The organism is Nocardiopsis sp. NRRL B-16309 (assembly GCF_001279585.1).
Lineage (GTDB): Bacteria > Actinomycetota > Actinomycetes > Streptosporangiales > Streptosporangiaceae > Nocardiopsis.
In genome coordinates, this window is record NZ_LGEC01000004.1 from 33,348 (window position 1) to 51,698 (window position 18,351).

The window sequence follows — 18,351 nt, forward strand, 5'->3', positions numbered from 1 at the left end:
CGGAGCGGTCGCCCAACGGGCCGGTCGGCCCACGCGCCGCCGGGACCCGCACCGCCTCGCGCCGCGGACCCGGCCCGCGGCGGTGGCCGCCGCCCCGGCGAACCTGTTCGCGGTGGCGCGTGCGGGGGCGGAGCAGGCCGGTCCGGGGCGGGGCGCCACCCGTTCCCGTGGCCGCCCGCGGGCGGGCGCCCGCCTCAGGGCAGGGTGAGGATCTCCGCGCCGGAGTCGGTGATGACCAGGGTGTGCTCGAACTGCGCGGTCCAGCGGCGGTCGGCGGTGACGGCGGTCCAGCCGTCGTCCCACATGTCGTACTCCACCGCGCCGAGGGTGATCATCGGCTCGATGGTGAAGGTCATCCCCGGCTCCATGACGGTGTCCGCGCGCGGGTCGTCGTAGTGCGGGATCACCAGGCCCGAGTGGAACTCCGGACCCACGCCGTGGCCGGTGAAGTCGCGCACGACCCCGTAGCCGAACCGCTTGGCGTAGGACTCGATGACCCGGCCGATCACGTTGATCCGCCGCCCCGGGCGGCAGGCCTTGATCGCGCGCATCGTCGCCTCGTGGGTACGCTCCACCAGGAGCCGGTGCTCCTCGGTGACGTCCCCCGCCAGGAAGGTGGCGTTCGTGTCGCCGTGCACCCCGTCCTTGAAGGCGGTGATGTCGATGTTGACGATGTCGCCGTCGGAGATGACGGTGTCGTCGGGGATGCCGTGGCAGATGACCTCGTTGAGCGAGGAGCACAGCGACTTCGGATAGCCCTTGTACCCCAGCGTGCTGGGGTAGGCGCCGTGGTCGAGCAGGAACTCGTGGCCGATCCTGTCCAGCTCGTCCGTGGTCACGCCGGGCTCGACGTTCTTGCCGACCTCCTGCAGCGCCCGTGCGGCGATCTGCGAGGTGGCCCTGAGCTTCTCGATGGTCTCCGGGGTCTGCACGTCGCCCAGGACACCCTCCACGGGGTACTTCTGACCGACGTACTCGGGTCGGACGATGTGGGAGGGGACCGAGCGTTGGGGCGATATGCGCCCAGGAACCAGCGGAGTAGTCATGAAATCCGATTGTAGTTCGTGGCGCCCCCCGGACGCCCTCGCCGAGCACCGGTCCCGCACGGGTGTGAGGGCGGTCCCACCACGGGTAGGTGCCCCACGACGGAGACGACTGACGAGGGGTCGGAATGGACGAGAGAACGGACCAGGACCGCTGGTGGTACTGCCTCGTGCACCAGCGGGTCGAACACGGCGCGGGCTGCCCCAACAAAAAGCGCATGGGCCCCTACGACAGCGAGGAGGCGGCCTCCCGCGCCCTGACCACCGCGGCCGAGCGCAACTCGGCCTGGGAGGAGCAGGACAAGGAGGACTGGTGACCTGGGTGCGGTCGCGGCGGGGGCGCTCTGACAGGATCGGTGCATGAGTGAACAGAGCACGCCGGAGGGCGTGGACATCGCCGGTCAGACCATCGCCGTCCTGGGCGGTACGGGCGACCAGGGACGCGGGCTCGCCCGCCGGTTCGCCCTGGCCGGGCAGACCGTGATCATCGGGTCGCGCAGTGCCGACCGCGCGGCCTCGGTCGCCAAGGAGCTGGCCGACGCCGAGGACGCACCCGTCGACGTGCGGGGCCTGGACAACGCCGCGGCCGCCGCGGAGGGCGACATCGTCATCGTCGCGGTGCCGTGGGAGGGCCACCGCGACCTGCTGGCGGGGCTGGCCGACGAGCTCGCCGACAAGATCGTCGTCGACTGCGTCAACCCGCTGGGCTTCGACAAGCGCGGACCCTTCGCGCTGGACGTGCCGGAGGGCAGCGCCGCGCAGCAGGCCGCCGAGGTCCTGCCCCGGAGCCGGGTCACCGCGGCGTTCCACCACGTGTCGGCTGTGGTGCTGCTGGACCCGGAGGTCTCCGAGGTCGAGCTCGACGTCCTGGTGCTGGGCGAGGACCGCGCGGCTACCGACGTCGTGCGCGCGCTGGCCGACCTGATCCCCGGGGTGCGGGGCGTGTTCGGCGGACGGCTGCGCAACGCCCACCAGGTCGAGGCGCTGACCGCCAACCTCATCGCGGTCAACCGCCGCTACAAGACCCACGCGGGGCTGCGCATCACGGGTCTGTGACCCGCGGTCCGCGCGGAAGCCGTCGCCCGGGTCCGCGCGGAAGCCGTCGCCCGGGCCCGTGATGGGCGGTGCGGCCGTCGGGCCGCTACCGGGCCCGGCGAGCCCGGGCCCGGGGTCACGGGGCTCGGGCTCGGGGTCCCGGGCGGTGCCGCGCCGGTCGGGGAACCGGGGGGCGCGGCACGCCCGGGAGGTCCGCGTCAGCCGCAGAAGGCGGCGCGCTCCTGGTCCGTCATCGGCCTCGTGGACTGGGTGACGGTGCTGCCCTGGTCGTCCGCGGGCCCCTCGGCCGTGAAGGGCGCGTACCAGATGTAGTGGCCCCACTGGCGGCTGCCGAAGTGCAGCTCGTAGGTGCCGTGGACCCGCTGCATCCGGGGCCCGTAGTACACGGTGGCCACCTCGCCCGGCTGCGCGGTGATCTGTGTGCGCTGGGTCTGCGTGTGCGAGGAACTCCACTCGTGGCCGTAGGAGACCGTGAAGCTCTGCTTGAAGATCGCGCCGAAGGTGGCGGTCATCGACAGGTTCACGCTGTTGGACTCGCCCGTGGTCTTGGACCAGGACACCTGGGACAGCTGCTCGTGGTCGGTGCAGTTGTAGACCGGCGAACCGACCCGCTCCGCGGTGTTCTGGAAGTACTCCGGGGGACCCGAGGGGTGGAACTCGCACAGGTCGGTGCTCTCACCGCACCTCTCCAGCAGTTCCCGGACCGTCGGGGTGTCCTCGTGGTCGGCCGCGGCCGGCGCGGGGGACAGCGCCAGGGCCGCCGCCACGGCTCCCGCCGCGAGGGCTCTCATCGCCGTGCGGCTTCGGATGGGGATCACGGGCATGCCGCCTCCTCCGCGTCGGTCATCGGCCGCACGTTCTGCGTGACCACCTCGTCCGGCGAGCCGGGGACGGGTCCCTCGGCGGTGAAGGGCGCGTACCAGATGTAGTGGCCCCACTGGCGGCTGCCGAAGTGCAGCTCGTAGGTGCCGTGGACGCGCTGCCTCTGCGGTCGGCGCTCGACCCAGCCCACCTCGCCCGGGCCGGTGTTGACGAAGGTGGTCTGCGACTCGGTGTGCGAGGTCGTCCAGGTGTGCTCGAAGGACTGTTCGTAGGACACCGAGAAGACCTCGCCGAATCCGGCCTCGGTGGTCAGGGCCAGGCCGACGCTGTTGCTCTGCGAGGTGGTGTCGGACCACTGCACGGCCATGTTCTGGCGGCCCGAGGTGCAGTTGAACACCTCCGATCCCACGACGCGGGCGCCGGTGGCGAACAGCTCCGGCGGTCCGCTCGGGTGGAACTCGCACAGGTCGGTCGACACGTTGCAGCGCTCCAGCAGCTCGCGCACCGTGGGCGTGTCCTCGTGGCCGGCGTGGGCGGGGGTCGGTGCCGTGGTGACCGCGGTCGCCACGGCGACCGCGGCGGCGGTGAGCACGGCGTGCGTGCGTCTCATGTCGGTTCTCCCATCGGGCGGGGGCGGGGAGTCGAAAGCGGGCCGGACGTCAGCCCAGCGTGGTGGAGACGGTCCGGTCGTTCATGTAGCCACCGATGTCGGGGGTGTTCTCGCGGTAGGGGCCGTCGCGGTCGCCGGTCCCGTCCGGTCCCGCGTGCAGCCACAGCGAGCACCGGGCCCAGGGCTGGGCGGAGGAGATGATGTTCCGCCACCCCGAGGGGAAGGTGTAGGTGAACTCGATGTCGTCACCGCCCTGGCAGGTGTTGTCCCCGTAGAGGGTGAACGTGGCGCCGCCGTAGTTCGCGTGTTCGAAGTAGGTGCCGATGATGACGTCGAAGTCGCTCGCGGCGGCGAGGGTGCCGGGCGCGGAGCCGGACAGGGCGCGTTCCCGCGCGGCCAGTGCGCGTTCCTGTTCGGCCAGGGTGCGTCCGACGCGGTCCTGCGCCGCGCCGATCGCCTGTTCGTAGCTGTCGAAGCACTCCTGGCCGCCGCCGTCGATGTCGCCGACGCAGTGCTGCGCGGGGGCGGCGGCCGCGGGCAGGGGGGAGAGCAGGACCGAGCCGAGGGCGGCCGCCGTGAGGAGGGTGCTCGCGCCGAGTCGGTGGGGTGCAGGGGGCATGCGTTCTCCGTGTTCGTCCGGGGGCGGGACGTTACTTAACGCATGTTAACAGGGCAATGAGTGGAGATTCGGGCACGGAGAGTAGTGGTGTCGGGGTGCGCTGCGCCTTCGCGCCGAAAAGAAAATTCTGGGCGCGCACGAGGCCGCGTGCCCCACGGGAGCACGGGGCACGCGACCTGGTGTGACGGGTGGGTCAGGAGATCCAGCCCTTGACCTTCTCCACCAGCTTGGCCGGGTTGTCGCCCACGGGTGTCACGTTGAGTTGTGTGACCCCGGCCGCGCGGAAGGCCTCGACGCGCTCGCGCACGTACGACTCCGGGCCGACCATGTTGGTCAGTTCCACGAACTCCTCGGGCACCGCCGCGGCCGCCTCATCCTTGCGTCCGTCCAGGTACAGGTCCTGGATCTTCTCCGCGGCCTCCTCGTACCCGTACCTGCGGGCCACGGTGTTGTAGAAGTTCTTGCCCTTGGCGCCCATGCCGCCCACGTACAGGGCGATCATCGGACGGACGAAGTCGAGCAGCTTCTTGGTGTCCTCGCCCTCGCCGATGGCGAGCAGCCCGCCCGCAGAGATCTCCAGCTCGCCCAGGGCCGGGTCGCGCTTGGCCCTGCCCGCCGCGAGCGACGCGCCCCACACGCTCTCCGCCTTCTCGGGGATGAACAGGTGCGGCAGCCAGCCGTCGGCGATCTCCGCGGTCATCGCCACGTTCTTCTCGCCGAGGGAGGCCAGGTAGATCGGGATGTCGGCGCGCCGCGGGTGGTTGACGAGCTTGAGCGGCTTGCCCAGCCCCGTGCCGTGCTCGGGCGGCAGGGGCAGCTGGAAGACCGAGCCGTCGTGGGTCAGCCGCTCCTCCCGGGCCCAGATCTTGCGGCAGATCTCGACGGTCTCGCGGGTGCGCGTCAGCGGCTTGGTGTAGGGCACGCCGTGCCAGCCCTCGATGACCTGCGGTCCGCTGGCCCCCAGCCCGAGGATCGCGCGCCCGCCGGAGAGGTCGTCCAGTCCCGCCGCGGTCATCGCGACCAGGCTGGGCGTGCGGCTGTACAGCGGCAGGATGGCCGAGCCGATGGCCACCGTCTCGGTGCGCGCGGCGATGTAGCCCATCAGGGTGGGGCTGTCGAAGCCGTAGACCTCCGCGACCCACACGGTGTCGAGTCCGGCCTTCTCCAACTCGGCGACCAGGTCGACGGCGGCCTTGGGCTCGCCCGCGTACTGGAGCGGCATCGAGATGCGCATGTGTCCTCCCGGAGGGCCGGACCCCGGCCCGTGTCGGTGCTCGGTACGGTGCGACTCTACTCCCGAGTACCGTTCGGGTTGTCGTCCGCCTCCGGGGCGGTCCGCGGGTGAGGCTTCGGGCGGGGCCTCGGATGGGGCCTCGGGTGGGTCCTGGGGTGGGTCCGTTCCGTGGCGGAGCCGGAGCGTCCGTGGGCGGGACGGTCGGCGCCTGGGGCACGGGACGCGGTCGGGCACGGGACACCGGCACGGGTCGCGGTCGGGTCGGGCACGGGACACCGGAGACACGGCACCGCCGGCCGGGACGGACCCGGCCGGCGGTGCTGACGCGGTGGCGCGGCCGGGAGCGGCCGCGACCGGATCAGGCCGAGTAGGAGTGGCGCTCCTCGGGGAAGGCGCCCTGCACGACGTCGTCGGCGAAGCTCGACGCGGCCTCGCGCAGGGTCTCGTTGAGGTTGGCGTAGGCCTTGACGAACTTGGCCACCTTGGGGCTGAGCCCCGCCATGTCCTGCCACACCAGCACCTGGGCGTCCGTGGACGGGCCCGCGCCGATACCGATCGTGGGGATGGACAGCTGCGCGGTGACCTCGGCCGCCAGCTCCGAGGGCACGCACTCCAGCACGAGCGAGAACGCGCCCGCGCGCTCCAGCTCCTTGGCGTCCTTCAGCAGGTCGGCCGCGGCCTCGCCGCGTCCCTGGACCCGGTAGCCGCCCAGCGTGTTGACCGACTGCGGGGTCAGGCCGACGTGGCCCATGACCGGGATGCCCGCGGAGACCAGCAGTTCGACCTGGTGGGCCACCGTGTGGCCGCCCTCCAGCTTGACCGCCTGGGCCCGGCCCTCCTTCATGAAGCGGCTGGCCGCCTCCAGCGCCTGCTGGGGCGAGCCCTGGTAGGAGCCGAACGGCAGGTCCGCCACGACCAGCGCGCGCTGGGTGGAACGCGCGACGGCGGCCGTCAGCGGGACGAGCTCGTCCATGGTGACGGGAACGGTGGTGTCGTAGCCGTAGACGACGTTGGCCGCGGAGTCGCCGACCAGCAGGACGGGGATACCCGCCTCGTCGAAGACGCGGGCGGTCAGGGCGTCGTAGGCGGTGAGCATCGGCCAGCGCTCGCCGCGCCGCTTGGCGGCGGCCAGGTCGCGGACCGTGACGCGTCGGGAGGTCACTCCGCCGTACAGGGTGTTCCCGCCGGTGGAAGCCTTGGCTGTGGTGTTCATGTGTGCGTTCCTCCGTTGTCTCGAAGCACCTCGGGGGTGTCTCCGGACGTATGGACGAGTGGTCGCGCTCGGGCGCGAGGGGCCCACGGGGGGCCAAGGGTGTGCGGCGCGCCGCACGACAGCATCATCGCACGGCGTCCCGACGCCGAATTCCTTGGGATACAACCCGTTTGCGCGGGCGCCGCATTCCCGATAGCCCTGAGGGTCACGGGGCGCGGAGCCCCAGCTCACATCGGAGGTGTCCGTGGATCGGCAGACGGCGTATCGGCGCAGGTGGGGCGGACTGGCGGTGCTCATCATCTGCCTGTTGGTGATCGTCGCCGACAACACGATCCTCAACGTGGCCCTGAGGGTGCTCTCCGACCCCGAACTCGGCCTGGGGGCGAGCCAGTCCCAGCTCGCCTGGGCGATCAACTCCTACACCCTCGTGTTCGCGGGGCTGCTGTTCACGTTCGGTGTGCTGGGGGACCGGTGGGGGCGCCGACGCCTGCTGGTGGCGGGGTTGGTGGTGTTCGGGACGGCCTCGGCCCTGTCGGCCTACGCGCAGAGCCCCGAGCAGCTGATCCTGGCCCGTGCCGTCATGGGATTCGGCGCGTCGATGGTGATGCCGCAGACCCTGTCGATCATCACCAACGTGTTCCCGCCCGAGCAGCGCGGCCGGGCCATCGGGATCTGGGCCGGATCGGTCGGTCTGGCGCTGGCGATCGGCCCGTCGGCGGGCGGCCTGCTGCTGGTGAACTTCTGGTGGGGATCGATCTTCCTGATCAACGTGCCCTTCGTGCTGATCGGGCTGGCCCTGGTGTTCTTCCTGATCCCGGAGTCGCGCGACCCGAACCCGGGGCGCCCGGACGTCGTCGGGGTCCTGCTGTCCGTGCCGGGGCTGGTGCTGCTGATCTACGGGATCATCACCGCGGGCGAGCGTGCGTCGCTGGCCGACTGGGACGTGTACGGCGCCCTGATCGCGGGTGTGGTGGTCATCACACTTTTCCTGCTCCACGAATCGCGCACCACCGACCCCTCCCTGGACGTACGTTTCTTCCGCAACCCCAGGTTCAGCGTCTCCATCGCCGTCATGATGGTGCTCTTCTTCAGCATGTCGGGGCTGATCTTCTTCCTCAGCTTCTACTGGCAGAGCGTGCGCGAGTTCACCCCGTTCGTGGCGGGGCTGCTGGTGCTGCCCGCCGCCGCGGGGCAGATGATCCTGGCGCCCCTGAGCCCCACGCTGGTGCGGTGGGCAGGGCCCCGCCGGGTCGCGGCGGCGGGCGTGCTGGGGGTGTGCGCGACCTTCGCCTTCTTCACCCAGCTCCAGGTGGCGACCCCGCTGGTGCTCATCATCGTCATGACCTTCGTCCAGGCCTCGTCCATGGCGATCGTCCTGACGCCCGCGACCGACGCCATCATGTCCTCCGTCCCACCCGGCAAGGCCGGGGCCGCCTCCGCCGTGCAGAACACGGTCCGCCAGGTCGCGACCGCGATGGGAGTGGCGGTCCTGGGCGCGCTGATCTCGTTCCGGTACCGCGCCGGGATCACGCCCGAGCTGGAACGGGTCGCGCAGAGCGAGGAGACACCCGACCTCGCGCCCGCCGAGCTGCACGAGGCCGGTGAGTCGGTCGAGGCCACCATGGCGCTGGCCAGGGGGCTGGGGGAGCAGGGGCGGGCCCTGGTCGAACCGGCCAAGGAGTCCTTCCTCGACGGACTCCACCTGGGGGCGACGGTGTCGCTGTGCTTCGCCGTGGTGGGGCTGGTCGTCGTCCTGATCTGGATGCCGCGCGAGATCGGCCGCCACCAGTCCGACGAGGGTGCTCCCCGGGAGCCGGAGCCGGAGCCGAAACCGGAGGAGAGCACGGGCTGACCGAGCGGTGTGACGGCGGCTTCCCGACCGGTGGCGCGAGCCCTCGGCGGGCCGCTCGGGACGTGCCCCGGGGCCGGTGCCGTAGCGCTCCTCCGGTCTCCCGGCCGCCGAGTGCCCCGCGTGACGAACCAGGGCGCCGTCGGCCCCTGGGAGGCCGATGGCGCCCTGTGGTCTGCCGTTGCCGGTTCCGATCACGCACCACCTCGCCGTTGGCTGCGGCGGGGGAGCGGGGGCGTGAATCCGGCCCGGTCCTCGATGACGCTCTCCACCAGCACGTCGAGCCGGTCCCGCTGGACGTAGCGCCACCGGCCGTCCCGGTCCTGGTAGCCCCACCGCCACCCGTCCTTGAGGCCGATCGCCACGTGTCCGAGGTAGGAGGGACCGATCAGGGCCGGTTCGACGTCGGCGCCGAACGTCCAGGGGAAGCGCCGCCACTCACAGGTGAAGACGAGTCCCCGGGAGGAGAGGAAGGCGTCCCGGGCTTCGGAGAAGGGACTGTTCCGATTGGCAGCCGCCGGCTGCGTTCGCTTTTCCATGCCCCCAGCATTCGCCGGGTGCCCTCTGTTGCGCCAGCAGGGTGAATCTCTCCGTATGGCTATGGTCCGGTGCGCATTTCCGTGGTTGCATGTGCACCATGGGTGCAAACGGTTTTGGGACATCTCTGCGTAAAGCACGCGAACTGAATGGCTACACCCAACGACAGCTGGCGAAGAGACTGGGGTCAGGGGTCGCCGCGTCGACCCTGTCCAGGTGGGAGAGTGGTCAGGTTCGCCCGCGCCAGGACCGGGTCAAGCAGTTGAGTGACATCCTGGGTGGGAACGGCCTACTGATGCGGGAGTGGCGTCTGGAGACGTCGGGGTCCGTGTTACCGCCGTTCATGCGCTCGATCGGGGACATGGAGGATGACGCCTTGTCCATCGATACGGTGACCGTGTCGAACGTCCCGGGACTGGTGCAGTGCCTGTCCTATGCTCGTGAAGTGTTCCGGGCTGGAAGGCCGACGGCGTCCGATGATGAAATCGAGCGTTTGTCCCAGTTGAGGGTGAATCGATACGAGAACCTGCTTCAGAGGAACAATCCTCTCATCACTGCGGTGTTTCCTCAGTTTGCGATCGAATGGATGCCGGAGACAATCCGCAAGGAGCAGGCGCAAGCTCTTCTACGTATGCTCGAACGCGGACGCACCATGATTCACCTGATACCCAACGGGTCTCTGTACCTTGCGTCCGTCGCGCCCGTACAGGTGTATCGGTTGCAGGATGGGTCGACGGTTGCGTCTTCGGATCATGGAGACGGCAACATCATGCACCAGACGCCTTCGTCAACTGTCAGAATGGAGAGGAAGGTCCGGGATGCGTTGAGCAAGTCGCTTCCTGTGGACCACACGATCCTGTTGCTCCGGGAGATGCTGTGAACACCTGGCACAAGTCCACCTACTCCGAGAACGGTTCGCACTGTGTCGAGGTCAAGGAGACCGCGCGTGGTGCGGACGTGCGCGACACCCAGAACCGGGAGGCCGGTCACCTGTCCTTCCCTGCTGGCGAGTGGTCCGCTCTCTTGAGGGTCTCTCTGGCGGGCTGAGGAGGGCGCTAGACCGGTTCGGCTCCGGCGGTCCATCCACCGCCGGGGCCGCGACTGGCTGTCACCGTGGAGTACCCCCTCTCCTGGGCGTTCGGGAAGGCTAGAGTGGGCTTCAGAGTGGCCAACAGATTCGACGGGGGTGGGGAGGTGCCCGGGGAAGCCGCCATCCACTCCCTCAACGTCACCAACGCTGTCCAGGGGGTCCGATGACCGTCGCCGAACACCGCACGCCGCGTACAACAGAACCGCCCATGGACATCGATCTGTTCGAGCGCCTCGCAGCGCAGGCGTTCGAGGCCGACCGCGTTCGCATGGAGATGTTCAACGGGAAGGTCTGGGTCCACACGGTGACCGATGGGGCGCACGCGGGCATCCTCACATGGCTGATGCGCGAGTTCATCGCGCATCGACCTGATCTGGACCTCATCACCAGCGGACTGGGGCTCAAGATCGACACCTACCGCAACGGGCGTGCCCGACCCGATGGGATCCTCGCTCCGGTCGGCCATTTCGACCAGGCGGGTGAGTGGGCCGACCCCGACGGTGTCCTCGCCGTCGCCGAGGTGACCTCCTGGGACGCCGACACCCACGCCCGTGACCGTGTGGAGAAGCCCGCCGCCTACGCCGCGACCGGCATTCCCGTGTACCTGCTGGTGGACCGGGACGCCAACGCCGTCGTGATCCACAGCCGACCCTTCCGCGGCCAGTACATGGACCGCAGCGAACACCCCTATGGCGAGGCCGTCCAGGTTCCCGGGCAGGGAGTCACTCTGGACACCGAAGCGCTCAAACGGTTCGCGCGCTGACAGGGCAGAACGCGGCCCCGCCGGTCACCGACCGGCGGGGCATCGTGTGCGGGTCTGGGGTGGCTAGAGCGTCGGTAGGTAGCGCTGGAGCTCGTAGGGCGTCACCTGGCGGCGGTAGGAGTTCCACTCCGCCTTCTTGTTGCGCAGGAAGAAGTCGAACACGTGCTCGCCCAGCGTCTCGGCGACCAGCTCGCTGTTCTCCATGATCCGCAGCGCCTCGTCCAGGCTCTGCGGCAGCGGGCGGATGCCCAGCGCGCGGCGCTCGGCGTCGGTGAGCGCCCACACGTCGTCCTCGGCACCCGGGGGCAGCTCGTACCCCTCCTCGATGCCCTTCAGCCCCGCGGCCAGCACCACGGCGTAGGCCAGGTACGGGTTGCAGGCGGTGTCCATCGAGCGGATCTCGATCCGGCTGGAGTTGGACTTGCCCGGCTTGTACATCGGCACCCGGACCAGCGCCGACCGGTTGTTGTGGCCCCAGCAGATGTAGGCGGGCGCCTCGCCGCCCATCCCGGCCGAGGCCGCCGGGTCGTCCCACAGCCGCTTGTAGGAGTTCACCCACTGGTTGGTGACGGCGGTGATCTCGTCCGCGTGCCGCAGCAGGCCCGCGATGAACCCGCGGCCCACCTTGGACAGCTGGAAGTCCGCGCCCGGCTCGTAGAAGGCGTTGCGGTCACCCTCGAACAGCGACAGGTGCGTGTGCATGCCCGAACCCGGGTACTGCGTGAACGGCTTCGGCATGAAGGTGGCGTAGACGTCCTGCTCCATCGCCACCTCCTTCATCACGAGCCGGAAGGTCATGATGTTGTCGGCCGTGGTCAGCGCGTCCGCGTAGCGCAGGTCGATCTCCTGCTGGCCCGGGCCGCCCTCGTGGTGGCTGAACTCCACCGAGATGCCCATAGCCTCCAGCATGTTGATCGCGTTGCGCCGGAAGTCGTGCGCCGAGTTGTGCGGCGTGTGGTCGAAGTAGCCGCCCGAGTCGTTGGGCTCGGGGAACTCCCCGTGCTCCGGCATCTTCTTGAGCAGGTAGAACTCGATCTCCGGGTGCGTGTAGAACGTGAAGCCCAGATCGGAGGCCTTGCTCAGCTGCCGCTTGAGCACGTGGCGGGGGTCGGCCGGGGAGGGCGAGCCGTCCGGCATCAGGATGTCGCAGTACATGCGCGCGGTGCCGTGCGGCTCGTTGCGCCAGGGCAGGACCTGGAACGTCGACGGATCCGGCTGGGCCAGCATGTCGGCCTCGTACACGCGGGCGAAGCCCTCGATCGCCGAGCCGTCGAAACCGATGCCCTCGGAGAAGGCCGCCTCCAGTTCGGCGGGAGCCACCGCCACGGACTTGAGGTACCCGAGCACGTCGGTGAACCACAGCCTCACGAACCGGATGTCGCGCTCCTCCAATGTGCGGAGCACGAATTCCTGCTGTCGATTCACGATCAACCTTCCTCGATGCCGGTCAGTTCCGGACCCGGATCCTCGCTCGTGGAGCCAGGCCGGACACAGTGTCCCAGACCCAGTCTGCCCCGCGGATATTTCCGGAGTATTTCCGCAGGCCCAAGTCAAGCCGTGCGCTGCGTCTCCCGCCCGCACCCGCAGTATGCCGCGCCCCACCCCGGCCCTGTCCACCTGGCCGTGTCCTCGCCGTGCGCGAGGCGCCCCGGCCGCCTCCGCCGCGCCGCGCCGCGCGTGCCCGCATTGGCTAGGCTCGGAGGCGTGGCACAGCTGAGAATCGCACTCGCCCAGATCAATCCCACCGTCGGCGACCTCGACGGCAACCGCCGGCTCGTGGTCGCTGCCGCCCGCGAGGCCGCGGACGCCGGAGCGCACCTCGTCGTGCTCCCGGAGATGGTCGTCACCGGCTATCCCGTGGAGGACCTCGCCCTGCGCAAGTCCTTCGTGTCGGCCTCCATCAAGGCCACCCGCGGCCTGGCCGCCGACCTCGCCGAGGCGGGCCTGGGCGAACTCCCGACCGTCGTCGGCTACCTCTCGCGCCGGGAGGACCAGTCGGCGCCCGGCGCCTCGCCGGGCCTGCCCGCCGGCGCCCCGCAGAACGCGGTCGCCGTCCTGCACCAGGGCAGTGTGGCGATCACCTCCGCCAAGCACCACCTGCCCAACTACGGCGTCTTCGACGAGTTCCGCAACTTCGTCCCGGGCGACACCCTGCCCGTCGTGCGCGTGCGCGGGATCGACGTCGCCCTGGCCGTCTGCGAGGACCTGTGGCAGGAGGGCGGCCCCGTCACCGCCACCCGCGCCGCCCGGGCCGGGCTCCTGGTCTCGCTCAACGGCTCGCCCTACGAGCGCCACAAGGACGACGTGCGCCTCGAACTGTGCCAGCGGCGAGCCCGTGAGATCGGCGCCGCCCTGGCCTACGTGAACATGGTCGGCGGCCAGGACGACCTGGTCTTCGAGGGCGACTCGCTGGTGGTCGACGCCGAGGGCGAACTCGTGGCCCGCGCGCCCCAGTTCACCGACACGCTCCTGGTCGCCGACCTCGAACTGCCCGAGGCCGTCGACCGCCCCGAGGACCCCGACCGGGCCGACGGGCTGCGCATCGTCCGCCGCACGCTGACCGCCGCCCCGGTCGCCCCCTACCCGCCGCACGAGAACACGGTCACCCCCCGCCCGGACCCGCTCTCCGACACCGGCGAGGTGTACCAGGCCCTGGTGACGGGCCTGCGCGACTACGTGGTCAAGAACGGCTTCCGCTCGGTGCTCGTGGCGGTCTCCGGCGGCATCGACTCCGCCCTGACCGCCACCATCGCCGTCGACGCCCTGGGGCCCGACAGCGTCCACGGACTCCTGCTGCCCAGCGAGCACTCCAGTGAGCACTCGGTCAGCGACGCCGAGGACCTGGCCGAACGCCAGGGGTTCTCCGCGCGCACGGCCGCCATCGGCCCGATGGTCGAGGCCTTCGAGCGGGCCGCCGCCGACACCGGCGCCCCGCTCACCGGACTGGCCGCGGAGAACCTCCAGGCCCGCGTGCGCGGCACCCTGCTCATGGGCCTGTCCAACCAGGAGGGACACCTGGTGCTGGCCACCGGCAACAAGAGCGAGGCCGCCACCGGCTACTCCACCCTCTACGGCGACTCCGTCGGCGGGTTCGCGCCCATCAAGGACTGCTGGAAGACCCTCGTGTGGGAGCTCGCGCGCTGGCGCAACGACGAGGCGGCACGCCAGGGCCGGATCCCGCCCATCCCGGAGAACTCCATCACCAAGCCGCCCAGCGCCGAACTGTCCCCGGATCAGCTGGACTCCGACTCGCTGCCCGACTACGTGCTGCTCGACGCCGTCCTGGACGCCTACATCGGCACCGACAAGGGCGAGGCCGAGCTGGTCTTCGCCGGGTACGAGCCCGAGCTGGTGCGCCGCGTCATCCGCCTGGTCGACCGCGCCGAGTACAAGCGCCGCCAGTCCGCTCCGGGCACCAAGATCAGCTCCCGCAACCTCAGCCGCGACCGGCGCGTGCCCATCACCAACCGCTGGACGGTCTGACCCGTCTTCCCCGGTCGTCAGTAGGCCAGCTCGCAGGCCGACCCGGGCGCCACCACCGTCTCCCGGCCGCCCACCGCCACCAGGATCGGGGGTGCCGAGGACGGCGGCACCTCCACCCGGACCCGGTCCGTCGTCACCACCACCCGCACGTCCCAGTTCCCGTGGTAGCGGAAGGTGAAGGACAGGCGGTCCAGCTCGGCGGGCAGCCGGGGCGCCAGCCGCAGCGCCCCGGCCTCGGCCTCCAGCCCGCTGAAGCAGCGGGTGAGGATGTCCACCGTCCCCGACATCGCGCCCAGGTGGATGCCCTCGGCCGTGGTCCCCGTGTGCAGGTCGTCGACGTCGGCGCGCAGGGCCCGCCGGAAGAACCGCCAGGCCGACGACAGGTCGGTGCGCGCGAGCACCCAGGTGTGCACCACCTCGCTGAGGGTCGATCCGTGCGAGGTCCGCTCCTGGTAGTAGTCGGCGGTGGCGGCGAGGATGTCCGGTTCGCACGGGTAGCCCAGGCGGAGCAGCAGGTCGACGACCTCCTGCTCCGACAGCAGGAAGAACAGCATCAGCACGTCGGCCTGCTTGGAGGCCTTGTACCGGTTGCAGGTGTCGCCCTCCGCCTCCAGGATCCGGTCCAGGCGCCGGATGTCGCCGTAGGCGGCCCGGTAGCGGTCCCAGTCCAGTTCCTCCAGATCCCCGTAGCCGTCGAACTGGCTGATCACCCCGTCGTGGAAGGGCACCCGCATCCTGCGGCTGACGTCGGCGAACAGGTCGATCTCGTGCGGCGCCATCCCCGTGCTCTCCTCCAGCTCCCTGCGCCGCGACTCCGGCAGCAGGTCCAGGGTCTCCATCGCCCGCATCAGCACCCACACCGTCATCACGTTGGTGTAGGCGTTGTCGTCCAGCCCCGGTTCGGCGCGCCCGACGTAGCCGTCGTGGTACTCGTCGGGACCCATCACACCGCGGATCACGTACCGGTCCAGGGCCTTGTCGTACTCGGCGAGCCCGGCGAGGAAGCGCGCGATCTCCACGAGCAGTTCGGCGCCCTGGCCGAAGAGGAACTCCCGGTCGCCCGTGTACTGGTAGTACTGCCAGACGTTGTGCGCGACGGCGATGCCCACGTGCCGCTGGCGGTGCGAGCGGTCCTCCAGCCAGTGGCCCGAGCGCGGGTTCAGGTGGAGGCGCTGGGTCTGCTCGCGCCCGTCGCTGGCGCTCTGCCAGGGGAACATCGCCCCGGGCAGCCCGGCCTCCGCCGCGGCCGCCCGCGCCGCCGGAAGCCGCCGCCACCGGTAGCGCAGCAGCGCCCGCGCGGTCTCGGGGAAGTTCATGTTCAGGAAGGGGAAGATGAACAGCTCGTCCCAGAACACGTGGCCGCGGTAGGCCTCCCCGTGGAGCCCTCGCGCGGGCGCTCCGGCGTCCAGGTCGGCCGTGTGCGGTGACAGGGTCTGCACCAGGTGGAACACGTGCAGGTCGAGCACGCGCTGGGTGTCCTCGTCGGTGAGGCCGATGGCGCAGGTGTCCCATATCCGCCGCCAGGCCGCCTCGTGCTGGGCCAGCAGCGTGTCGAAGTCGGCCGCGCGGTCGACGTCGCGCAGCGCGGCGGCCAGGGGCTCCTCGATCGCGGCGTCGCGCGAGGTGCGCACCGACACCACCTTGGCGAAGGTCACCGCGTCCCCCTCGGTGACCGTGCGGTGCAGGTCGTGGCCGATCCATGCTCCGTCGCCGTCACGCGTGAAGGTGCTGTCGGCGGGTTTGCCGCAGGTGGTCCGCGCCGCCAGTGCCAACCGGATCCGCGAGGTCGCCGTCTCGGCGCGCAGCCAGGCGACGTCGTCGCCGTCGGATCCCGCGCCCGCTGCCCGCAGGTGGTCGCCGCGCAGGGCCCGGTAGCGTTCCACCCCCCGGTTGGCCACCCGCCCGTCCAGCGCCGAGCGCACGGTGAGCACCCCGCTCCAGTCCAGCGGCACGAAGGTGGTCTCCAGGGCGGCCAGGGAGGGGTCGGACATCGACACGAACCGCCGCTGGACCAGGCGTGTCCGCCGTCCCCGGTCGTCCCGCACCTCCAGTTCCCGGGTGAGCACGCCCCGGCGCAGGTCCAGTTCCCAGCGCTGCCACCGCGGCCCGCGCACGGCGGGGGGAGCCGGGCCCTCCTCGGCGTTCTCGACGGGCATCTCCGCGGCCCCGGAGCCGAACCACGGCCCCTGGCCGATGCGGAAGGTGAACGGCAGCCAGTTGGGGACGTTCACCAGGTCCTCGTTGTCGACCTCGTGGCCGTCCACCACCGAGACCAGCCGGTCGTAGCAGCCCGCGACGTAGGTTCCGGGATAGTGCGTGCCGTCGTCCGCCGCCTCCGGTGCGGCCCCCCGCGTGGCGAAGCGGCCGTTGCCCAGGGTGCACAGCGCCTCGCGGTGCCCCTCGTCGTCGGTCCGGGGCCCACGGCTGTCCCATTCCAGCCTCCACCGGCTCATCGCGGCCCCACCTCCGGAGCGGGTTCCAGCTCGGCCAGGTCCGAGACCACGACGTCGGCGCCGCGCTCGGCGAGGGCGGCGGCCTGCCCTGCCCGGTCCACGCCCACCACCAGGGCGAAGCCGCCCCGGCGCCCCGCCTCGACACCGGCGAGGGAGTCCTCGACCACCGCCGTGCGCCCGGGCCGCGCCCCCAGGCGCCGAGCGGCCTCCAGGAAGAGGTCGGGCGCCGGCTTGCCCGCCAGGTCCAGGCGTGCCGCGTCCACGCCGTCCACCCGCACGTCGAAGAGGGCGTCCACGCCCGCCGCGGCCAGGACGCGGGCGCAGTTGCGGCTCGCCGAGACGGCCGCGACGCCGATGCCGTCCCGGCGCAGCCGGCGGACCAGCGCCACGGTGGAGGGGAAGGCTGTGACGCCGTCACGGTCCAGTGCCGCGAGGAACGCGGCGTCCTTGGCGTCGGCCAGCGCGGCGACGGAGACCTCCCCGGCGTCCCCGGCGCCCCCGGACTCTCCGGCCTCTCCGGTCTCCCCGGTGGTCTCGGCGTTCGCGGCGGCCTCCTCGGGCAGGTCGATGCCGCGCGAGGCGAGGAAGGCGCGGACGCCGTCGGCGCGCGGCCGCCCGTCCACGTGGAGCAGGTAGTCGGCGCCCGGGTCGAAGGGGCGGAACTCCTCGCCGCGCTCCCGGGCGCGGCGGCGCAGGAAGTCGTCGAAGACGCGCTTCCACGCGGCCGCGTGCACGCGTGCGGTGTCGGTGATGACCCCGTCGGTGTCCAGGAGCACCGCGTCCGGGGACGCCTCGCGCAGAACCGTCCCGGGACCCTCCGTGGGGACCGCCATCGCGCTCTCCTCCTCGGCCGCCCGTATGACAGGCGTTCCCGCTGGTGGGCGGGGTTAACGGGGAGGGGAGCGGCGACGCCCGGCGTACCGGGGGGCTCGGGGCCCCGGGACGCCCCGCGGGGGCCGGGCCGTGCTCACTCCGGCGCGGGCGCGGTGCGGCGGAAGAGCGTGTAGTCGGCTCCGTCGTCGAGGACGGTGCCGCGCACGCGCTCGAAGGCGGCCGGGGTGAAGGCGGCGCCGTCGAAGAACGGCCGCCCGGCTCCGGCGATCACCGGGTACCGCTTGATCATCAGTTCGTCGATCTCCGGCAGCAGGACCCCGGCGGCGGTCGGGCCGCCGACCAGGCACAGGCCCAGTGCGCCCTCCTCCCGTTTGAGCGCGCGGACCAGCGCGAGGGGGTCGGTGCCGACGACCGTCACGTCCGGGTCGGTGTCGTGCGGCAGGGACCGGGAGAGGACGTACTGGCGCATGTGCGCGTAGGGGCTGGTGACGCCCTCGTCCAGGGCGACCTGGTACGACCTCCGGCCCTGGATCATCGTGTCGAACCTCCGGTTGGGGGCGTCGACGCCGAGCCGCTCGCGGACGTGGGTCGGGATCAGCTCGGGGATCTCGCGCGCGTGGTAGGCCCCCGACTCCTGCGAGTGCGGGAAGAAGTCGAAGGAGCCGTCGGGCGCGCAGACGAAGCCGTCCAGCGACACCGCGACGACGTAGGTGAGCGTGCGCATGGTCCTCCTTGTGCGGCCATT

The 18,351-nt window shown here is 71.2% G+C and carries 18 protein-coding genes; 7 read left to right on the forward strand and 11 right to left on the reverse strand.

Going from position 1 to position 18,351, the window contains the following annotated elements; genetic code table 11:
- Nucleotides 1–194 precede the first annotated feature (194 nt).
- Nucleotides 195–1,046 carry a type I methionyl aminopeptidase gene (gene map, locus ADL05_RS02475; protein ID WP_197285659.1) on the reverse strand — a complete coding sequence of 284 codons (852 nt, stop codon included), beginning with the start codon at nt 1,044–1,046 and terminating at the stop codon, nt 195–197.
- A 125-nt stretch (nt 1,047–1,171) separates the two neighbouring features.
- On the opposite strand from map, the gene ADL05_RS02480 reads away from it, so the two are divergent.
- Nucleotides 1,172–1,360 (forward strand): hypothetical protein, encoded by a 189-nt coding sequence (locus ADL05_RS02480; protein ID WP_053615205.1) that lies wholly within the window; start codon nt 1,172–1,174, stop codon nt 1,358–1,360.
- Between the two features lie 43 nt (nt 1,361–1,403).
- The gene (gene npdG, locus ADL05_RS02485; protein ID WP_053615206.1) at nt 1,404–2,099 is read left to right on the forward strand and encodes an NADPH-dependent F420 reductase; all 696 of its coding nucleotides are present in this window, start codon (nt 1,404–1,406) and stop codon (nt 2,097–2,099) included.
- A gap of 197 nt (nt 2,100–2,296) precedes the next feature.
- Here the strand turns inward: npdG and ADL05_RS02490 are convergent, their stop codons facing one another.
- From ADL05_RS02490 to panB, 5 genes are all read right to left on the reverse strand, one after another.
- Nucleotides 2,297–2,923, reverse strand: coding sequence for a hypothetical protein (locus ADL05_RS02490; protein ID WP_053615207.1), 627 nt, complete (start codon nt 2,921–2,923; stop codon nt 2,297–2,299).
- Nucleotides 2,914–3,531: a hypothetical protein gene (locus ADL05_RS02495; protein WP_053615208.1), complete on the reverse strand. Its 618-nt coding sequence runs from the start codon at nt 3,529–3,531 to the stop codon at nt 2,914–2,916. The genes ADL05_RS02490 and ADL05_RS02495 overlap by 10 nt, the downstream gene beginning before the upstream one ends.
- A gap of 49 nt (nt 3,532–3,580) precedes the next feature.
- Nucleotides 3,581–4,150, reverse strand: coding sequence for a hypothetical protein (locus ADL05_RS02500; RefSeq protein WP_053615209.1), 570 nt, complete (start codon nt 4,148–4,150; stop codon nt 3,581–3,583).
- Nucleotides 4,151–4,343: 193 nt separating this feature from the next.
- A complete protein-coding gene (locus ADL05_RS02505; RefSeq protein ID WP_053615210.1) occupies nt 4,344–5,384 on the reverse strand; it encodes an LLM class F420-dependent oxidoreductase in 1,041 nt (346 codons plus the stop codon).
- 358 nt (nt 5,385–5,742) lie between these two features.
- Entirely contained in the window at nt 5,743–6,597 is an 855-nt protein-coding gene (gene panB / locus ADL05_RS02510) for a 3-methyl-2-oxobutanoate hydroxymethyltransferase (protein WP_053615211.1), read from the reverse strand.
- A gap of 244 nt (nt 6,598–6,841) precedes the next feature.
- On the opposite strand from panB, the gene ADL05_RS02515 reads away from it, so the two are divergent.
- The gene (locus ADL05_RS02515) at nt 6,842–8,449 is read left to right on the forward strand and encodes an MFS transporter (protein ID WP_053615254.1); all 1,608 of its coding nucleotides are present in this window, start codon (nt 6,842–6,844) and stop codon (nt 8,447–8,449) included.
- 191 nt (nt 8,450–8,640) lie between these two features.
- Here ADL05_RS02515 and ADL05_RS02520 read toward each other — a convergent pair whose 3' ends face one another.
- On the reverse strand, nt 8,641–8,985 hold the full coding sequence (locus tag ADL05_RS02520; protein ID WP_053615212.1) for a hypothetical protein: 345 nt from the start codon (nt 8,983–8,985) through the stop codon (nt 8,641–8,643).
- A 98-nt stretch (nt 8,986–9,083) separates the two neighbouring features.
- On the opposite strand from ADL05_RS02520, the gene ADL05_RS02525 reads away from it, so the two are divergent.
- The 3 genes from ADL05_RS02525 to ADL05_RS02530 all read left to right on the forward strand — a co-directional run bounded on the left by ADL05_RS02525 (nt 9,084) and on the right by ADL05_RS02530 (nt 10,836).
- Entirely contained in the window at nt 9,084–9,863 is a 780-nt protein-coding gene (locus tag ADL05_RS02525) for a helix-turn-helix transcriptional regulator (RefSeq protein ID WP_197285660.1), read from the forward strand.
- Complete coding sequence (locus ADL05_RS29260; protein ID WP_082376051.1) at nt 9,860–10,030, forward strand: DUF397 domain-containing protein; 171 nt, start codon at nt 9,860–9,862, stop codon at nt 10,028–10,030. The genes ADL05_RS02525 and ADL05_RS29260 overlap by 4 nt, the downstream gene beginning before the upstream one ends.
- A gap of 206 nt (nt 10,031–10,236) precedes the next feature.
- On the forward strand, nt 10,237–10,836 hold the full coding sequence (locus ADL05_RS02530) for a Uma2 family endonuclease (RefSeq protein ID WP_053615214.1): 600 nt from the start codon (nt 10,237–10,239) through the stop codon (nt 10,834–10,836).
- Between the two features lie 63 nt (nt 10,837–10,899).
- Here ADL05_RS02530 and ADL05_RS02535 read toward each other — a convergent pair whose 3' ends face one another.
- The gene (locus ADL05_RS02535) at nt 10,900–12,261 is read right to left on the reverse strand and encodes a glutamine synthetase family protein (RefSeq protein WP_197285661.1); all 1,362 of its coding nucleotides are present in this window, start codon (nt 12,259–12,261) and stop codon (nt 10,900–10,902) included.
- A gap of 279 nt (nt 12,262–12,540) precedes the next feature.
- On the opposite strand from ADL05_RS02535, the gene ADL05_RS02540 reads away from it, so the two are divergent.
- Nucleotides 12,541–14,319, forward strand: a complete 1,779-nt coding sequence (locus ADL05_RS02540; protein ID WP_053615216.1) for an NAD+ synthase — start codon at nt 12,541–12,543, stop codon at nt 14,317–14,319.
- A 17-nt stretch (nt 14,320–14,336) separates the two neighbouring features.
- On the opposite strand, the gene ADL05_RS02545 is transcribed toward ADL05_RS02540, so the two are convergent.
- The 3 genes from ADL05_RS02545 to ADL05_RS02555 form a co-directional block, all read right to left on the reverse strand.
- Nucleotides 14,337–16,772 (reverse strand): glycoside hydrolase family 65 protein, encoded by a 2,436-nt coding sequence (locus ADL05_RS02545; protein WP_053615217.1) that lies wholly within the window; start codon nt 16,770–16,772, stop codon nt 14,337–14,339.
- Nucleotides 16,769–17,605, reverse strand: a complete 837-nt coding sequence (locus tag ADL05_RS02550; protein ID WP_053615218.1) for an HAD family phosphatase — start codon at nt 17,603–17,605, stop codon at nt 16,769–16,771. The genes ADL05_RS02545 and ADL05_RS02550 overlap by 4 nt, the downstream gene beginning before the upstream one ends.
- A gap of 134 nt (nt 17,606–17,739) precedes the next feature.
- A complete protein-coding gene (locus tag ADL05_RS02555) occupies nt 17,740–18,330 on the reverse strand; it encodes a dihydrofolate reductase family protein (protein ID WP_053615219.1) in 591 nt (196 codons plus the stop codon).
- Between the last annotated feature and the right edge of the window lie 21 nt (nt 18,331–18,351).

Bases quoted from the DNA above. Each gene is read 5' to 3' on its own strand.
- map (WP_197285659.1), bottom strand. From the start codon at position 1,046: ATGACTACTCCGCTGGTTCCTGGGCGCATATCGCCCCAACGCTCGGTC.
- ADL05_RS02480 (WP_053615205.1), top strand. From the start codon at position 1,172: ATGGACGAGAGAACGGACCAGGACCGCTGGTGGTACTGCCTCGTGCAC.
- npdG (WP_053615206.1), top strand. From the start codon at position 1,404: ATGAGTGAACAGAGCACGCCGGAGGGCGTGGACATCGCCGGTCAGACC.
- ADL05_RS02490 (WP_053615207.1), bottom strand. From the start codon at position 2,923: ATGCCCGTGATCCCCATCCGAAGCCGCACGGCGATGAGAGCCCTCGCG.
- ADL05_RS02495 (WP_053615208.1), bottom strand. From the start codon at position 3,531: ATGAGACGCACGCACGCCGTGCTCACCGCCGCCGCGGTCGCCGTGGCG.
- ADL05_RS02500 (WP_053615209.1), bottom strand. From the start codon at position 4,150: ATGCCCCCTGCACCCCACCGACTCGGCGCGAGCACCCTCCTCACGGCG.
- ADL05_RS02505 (WP_053615210.1), bottom strand. From the start codon at position 5,384: ATGCGCATCTCGATGCCGCTCCAGTACGCGGGCGAGCCCAAGGCCGCC.
- panB (WP_053615211.1), bottom strand. From the start codon at position 6,597: ATGAACACCACAGCCAAGGCTTCCACCGGCGGGAACACCCTGTACGGC.
- ADL05_RS02520 (WP_053615212.1), bottom strand. From the start codon at position 8,985: ATGGAAAAGCGAACGCAGCCGGCGGCTGCCAATCGGAACAGTCCCTTC.
- ADL05_RS02525 (WP_197285660.1), top strand. From the start codon at position 9,084: ATGGGTGCAAACGGTTTTGGGACATCTCTGCGTAAAGCACGCGAACTG.
- ADL05_RS02530 (WP_053615214.1), top strand. From the start codon at position 10,237: ATGACCGTCGCCGAACACCGCACGCCGCGTACAACAGAACCGCCCATG.
- ADL05_RS02545 (WP_053615217.1), bottom strand. From the start codon at position 16,772: ATGAGCCGGTGGAGGCTGGAATGGGACAGCCGTGGGCCCCGGACCGAC.
- ADL05_RS02550 (WP_053615218.1), bottom strand. From the start codon at position 17,605: ATGGCGGTCCCCACGGAGGGTCCCGGGACGGTTCTGCGCGAGGCGTCC.
- ADL05_RS02555 (WP_053615219.1), bottom strand. From the start codon at position 18,330: ATGCGCACGCTCACCTACGTCGTCGCGGTGTCGCTGGACGGCTTCGTC.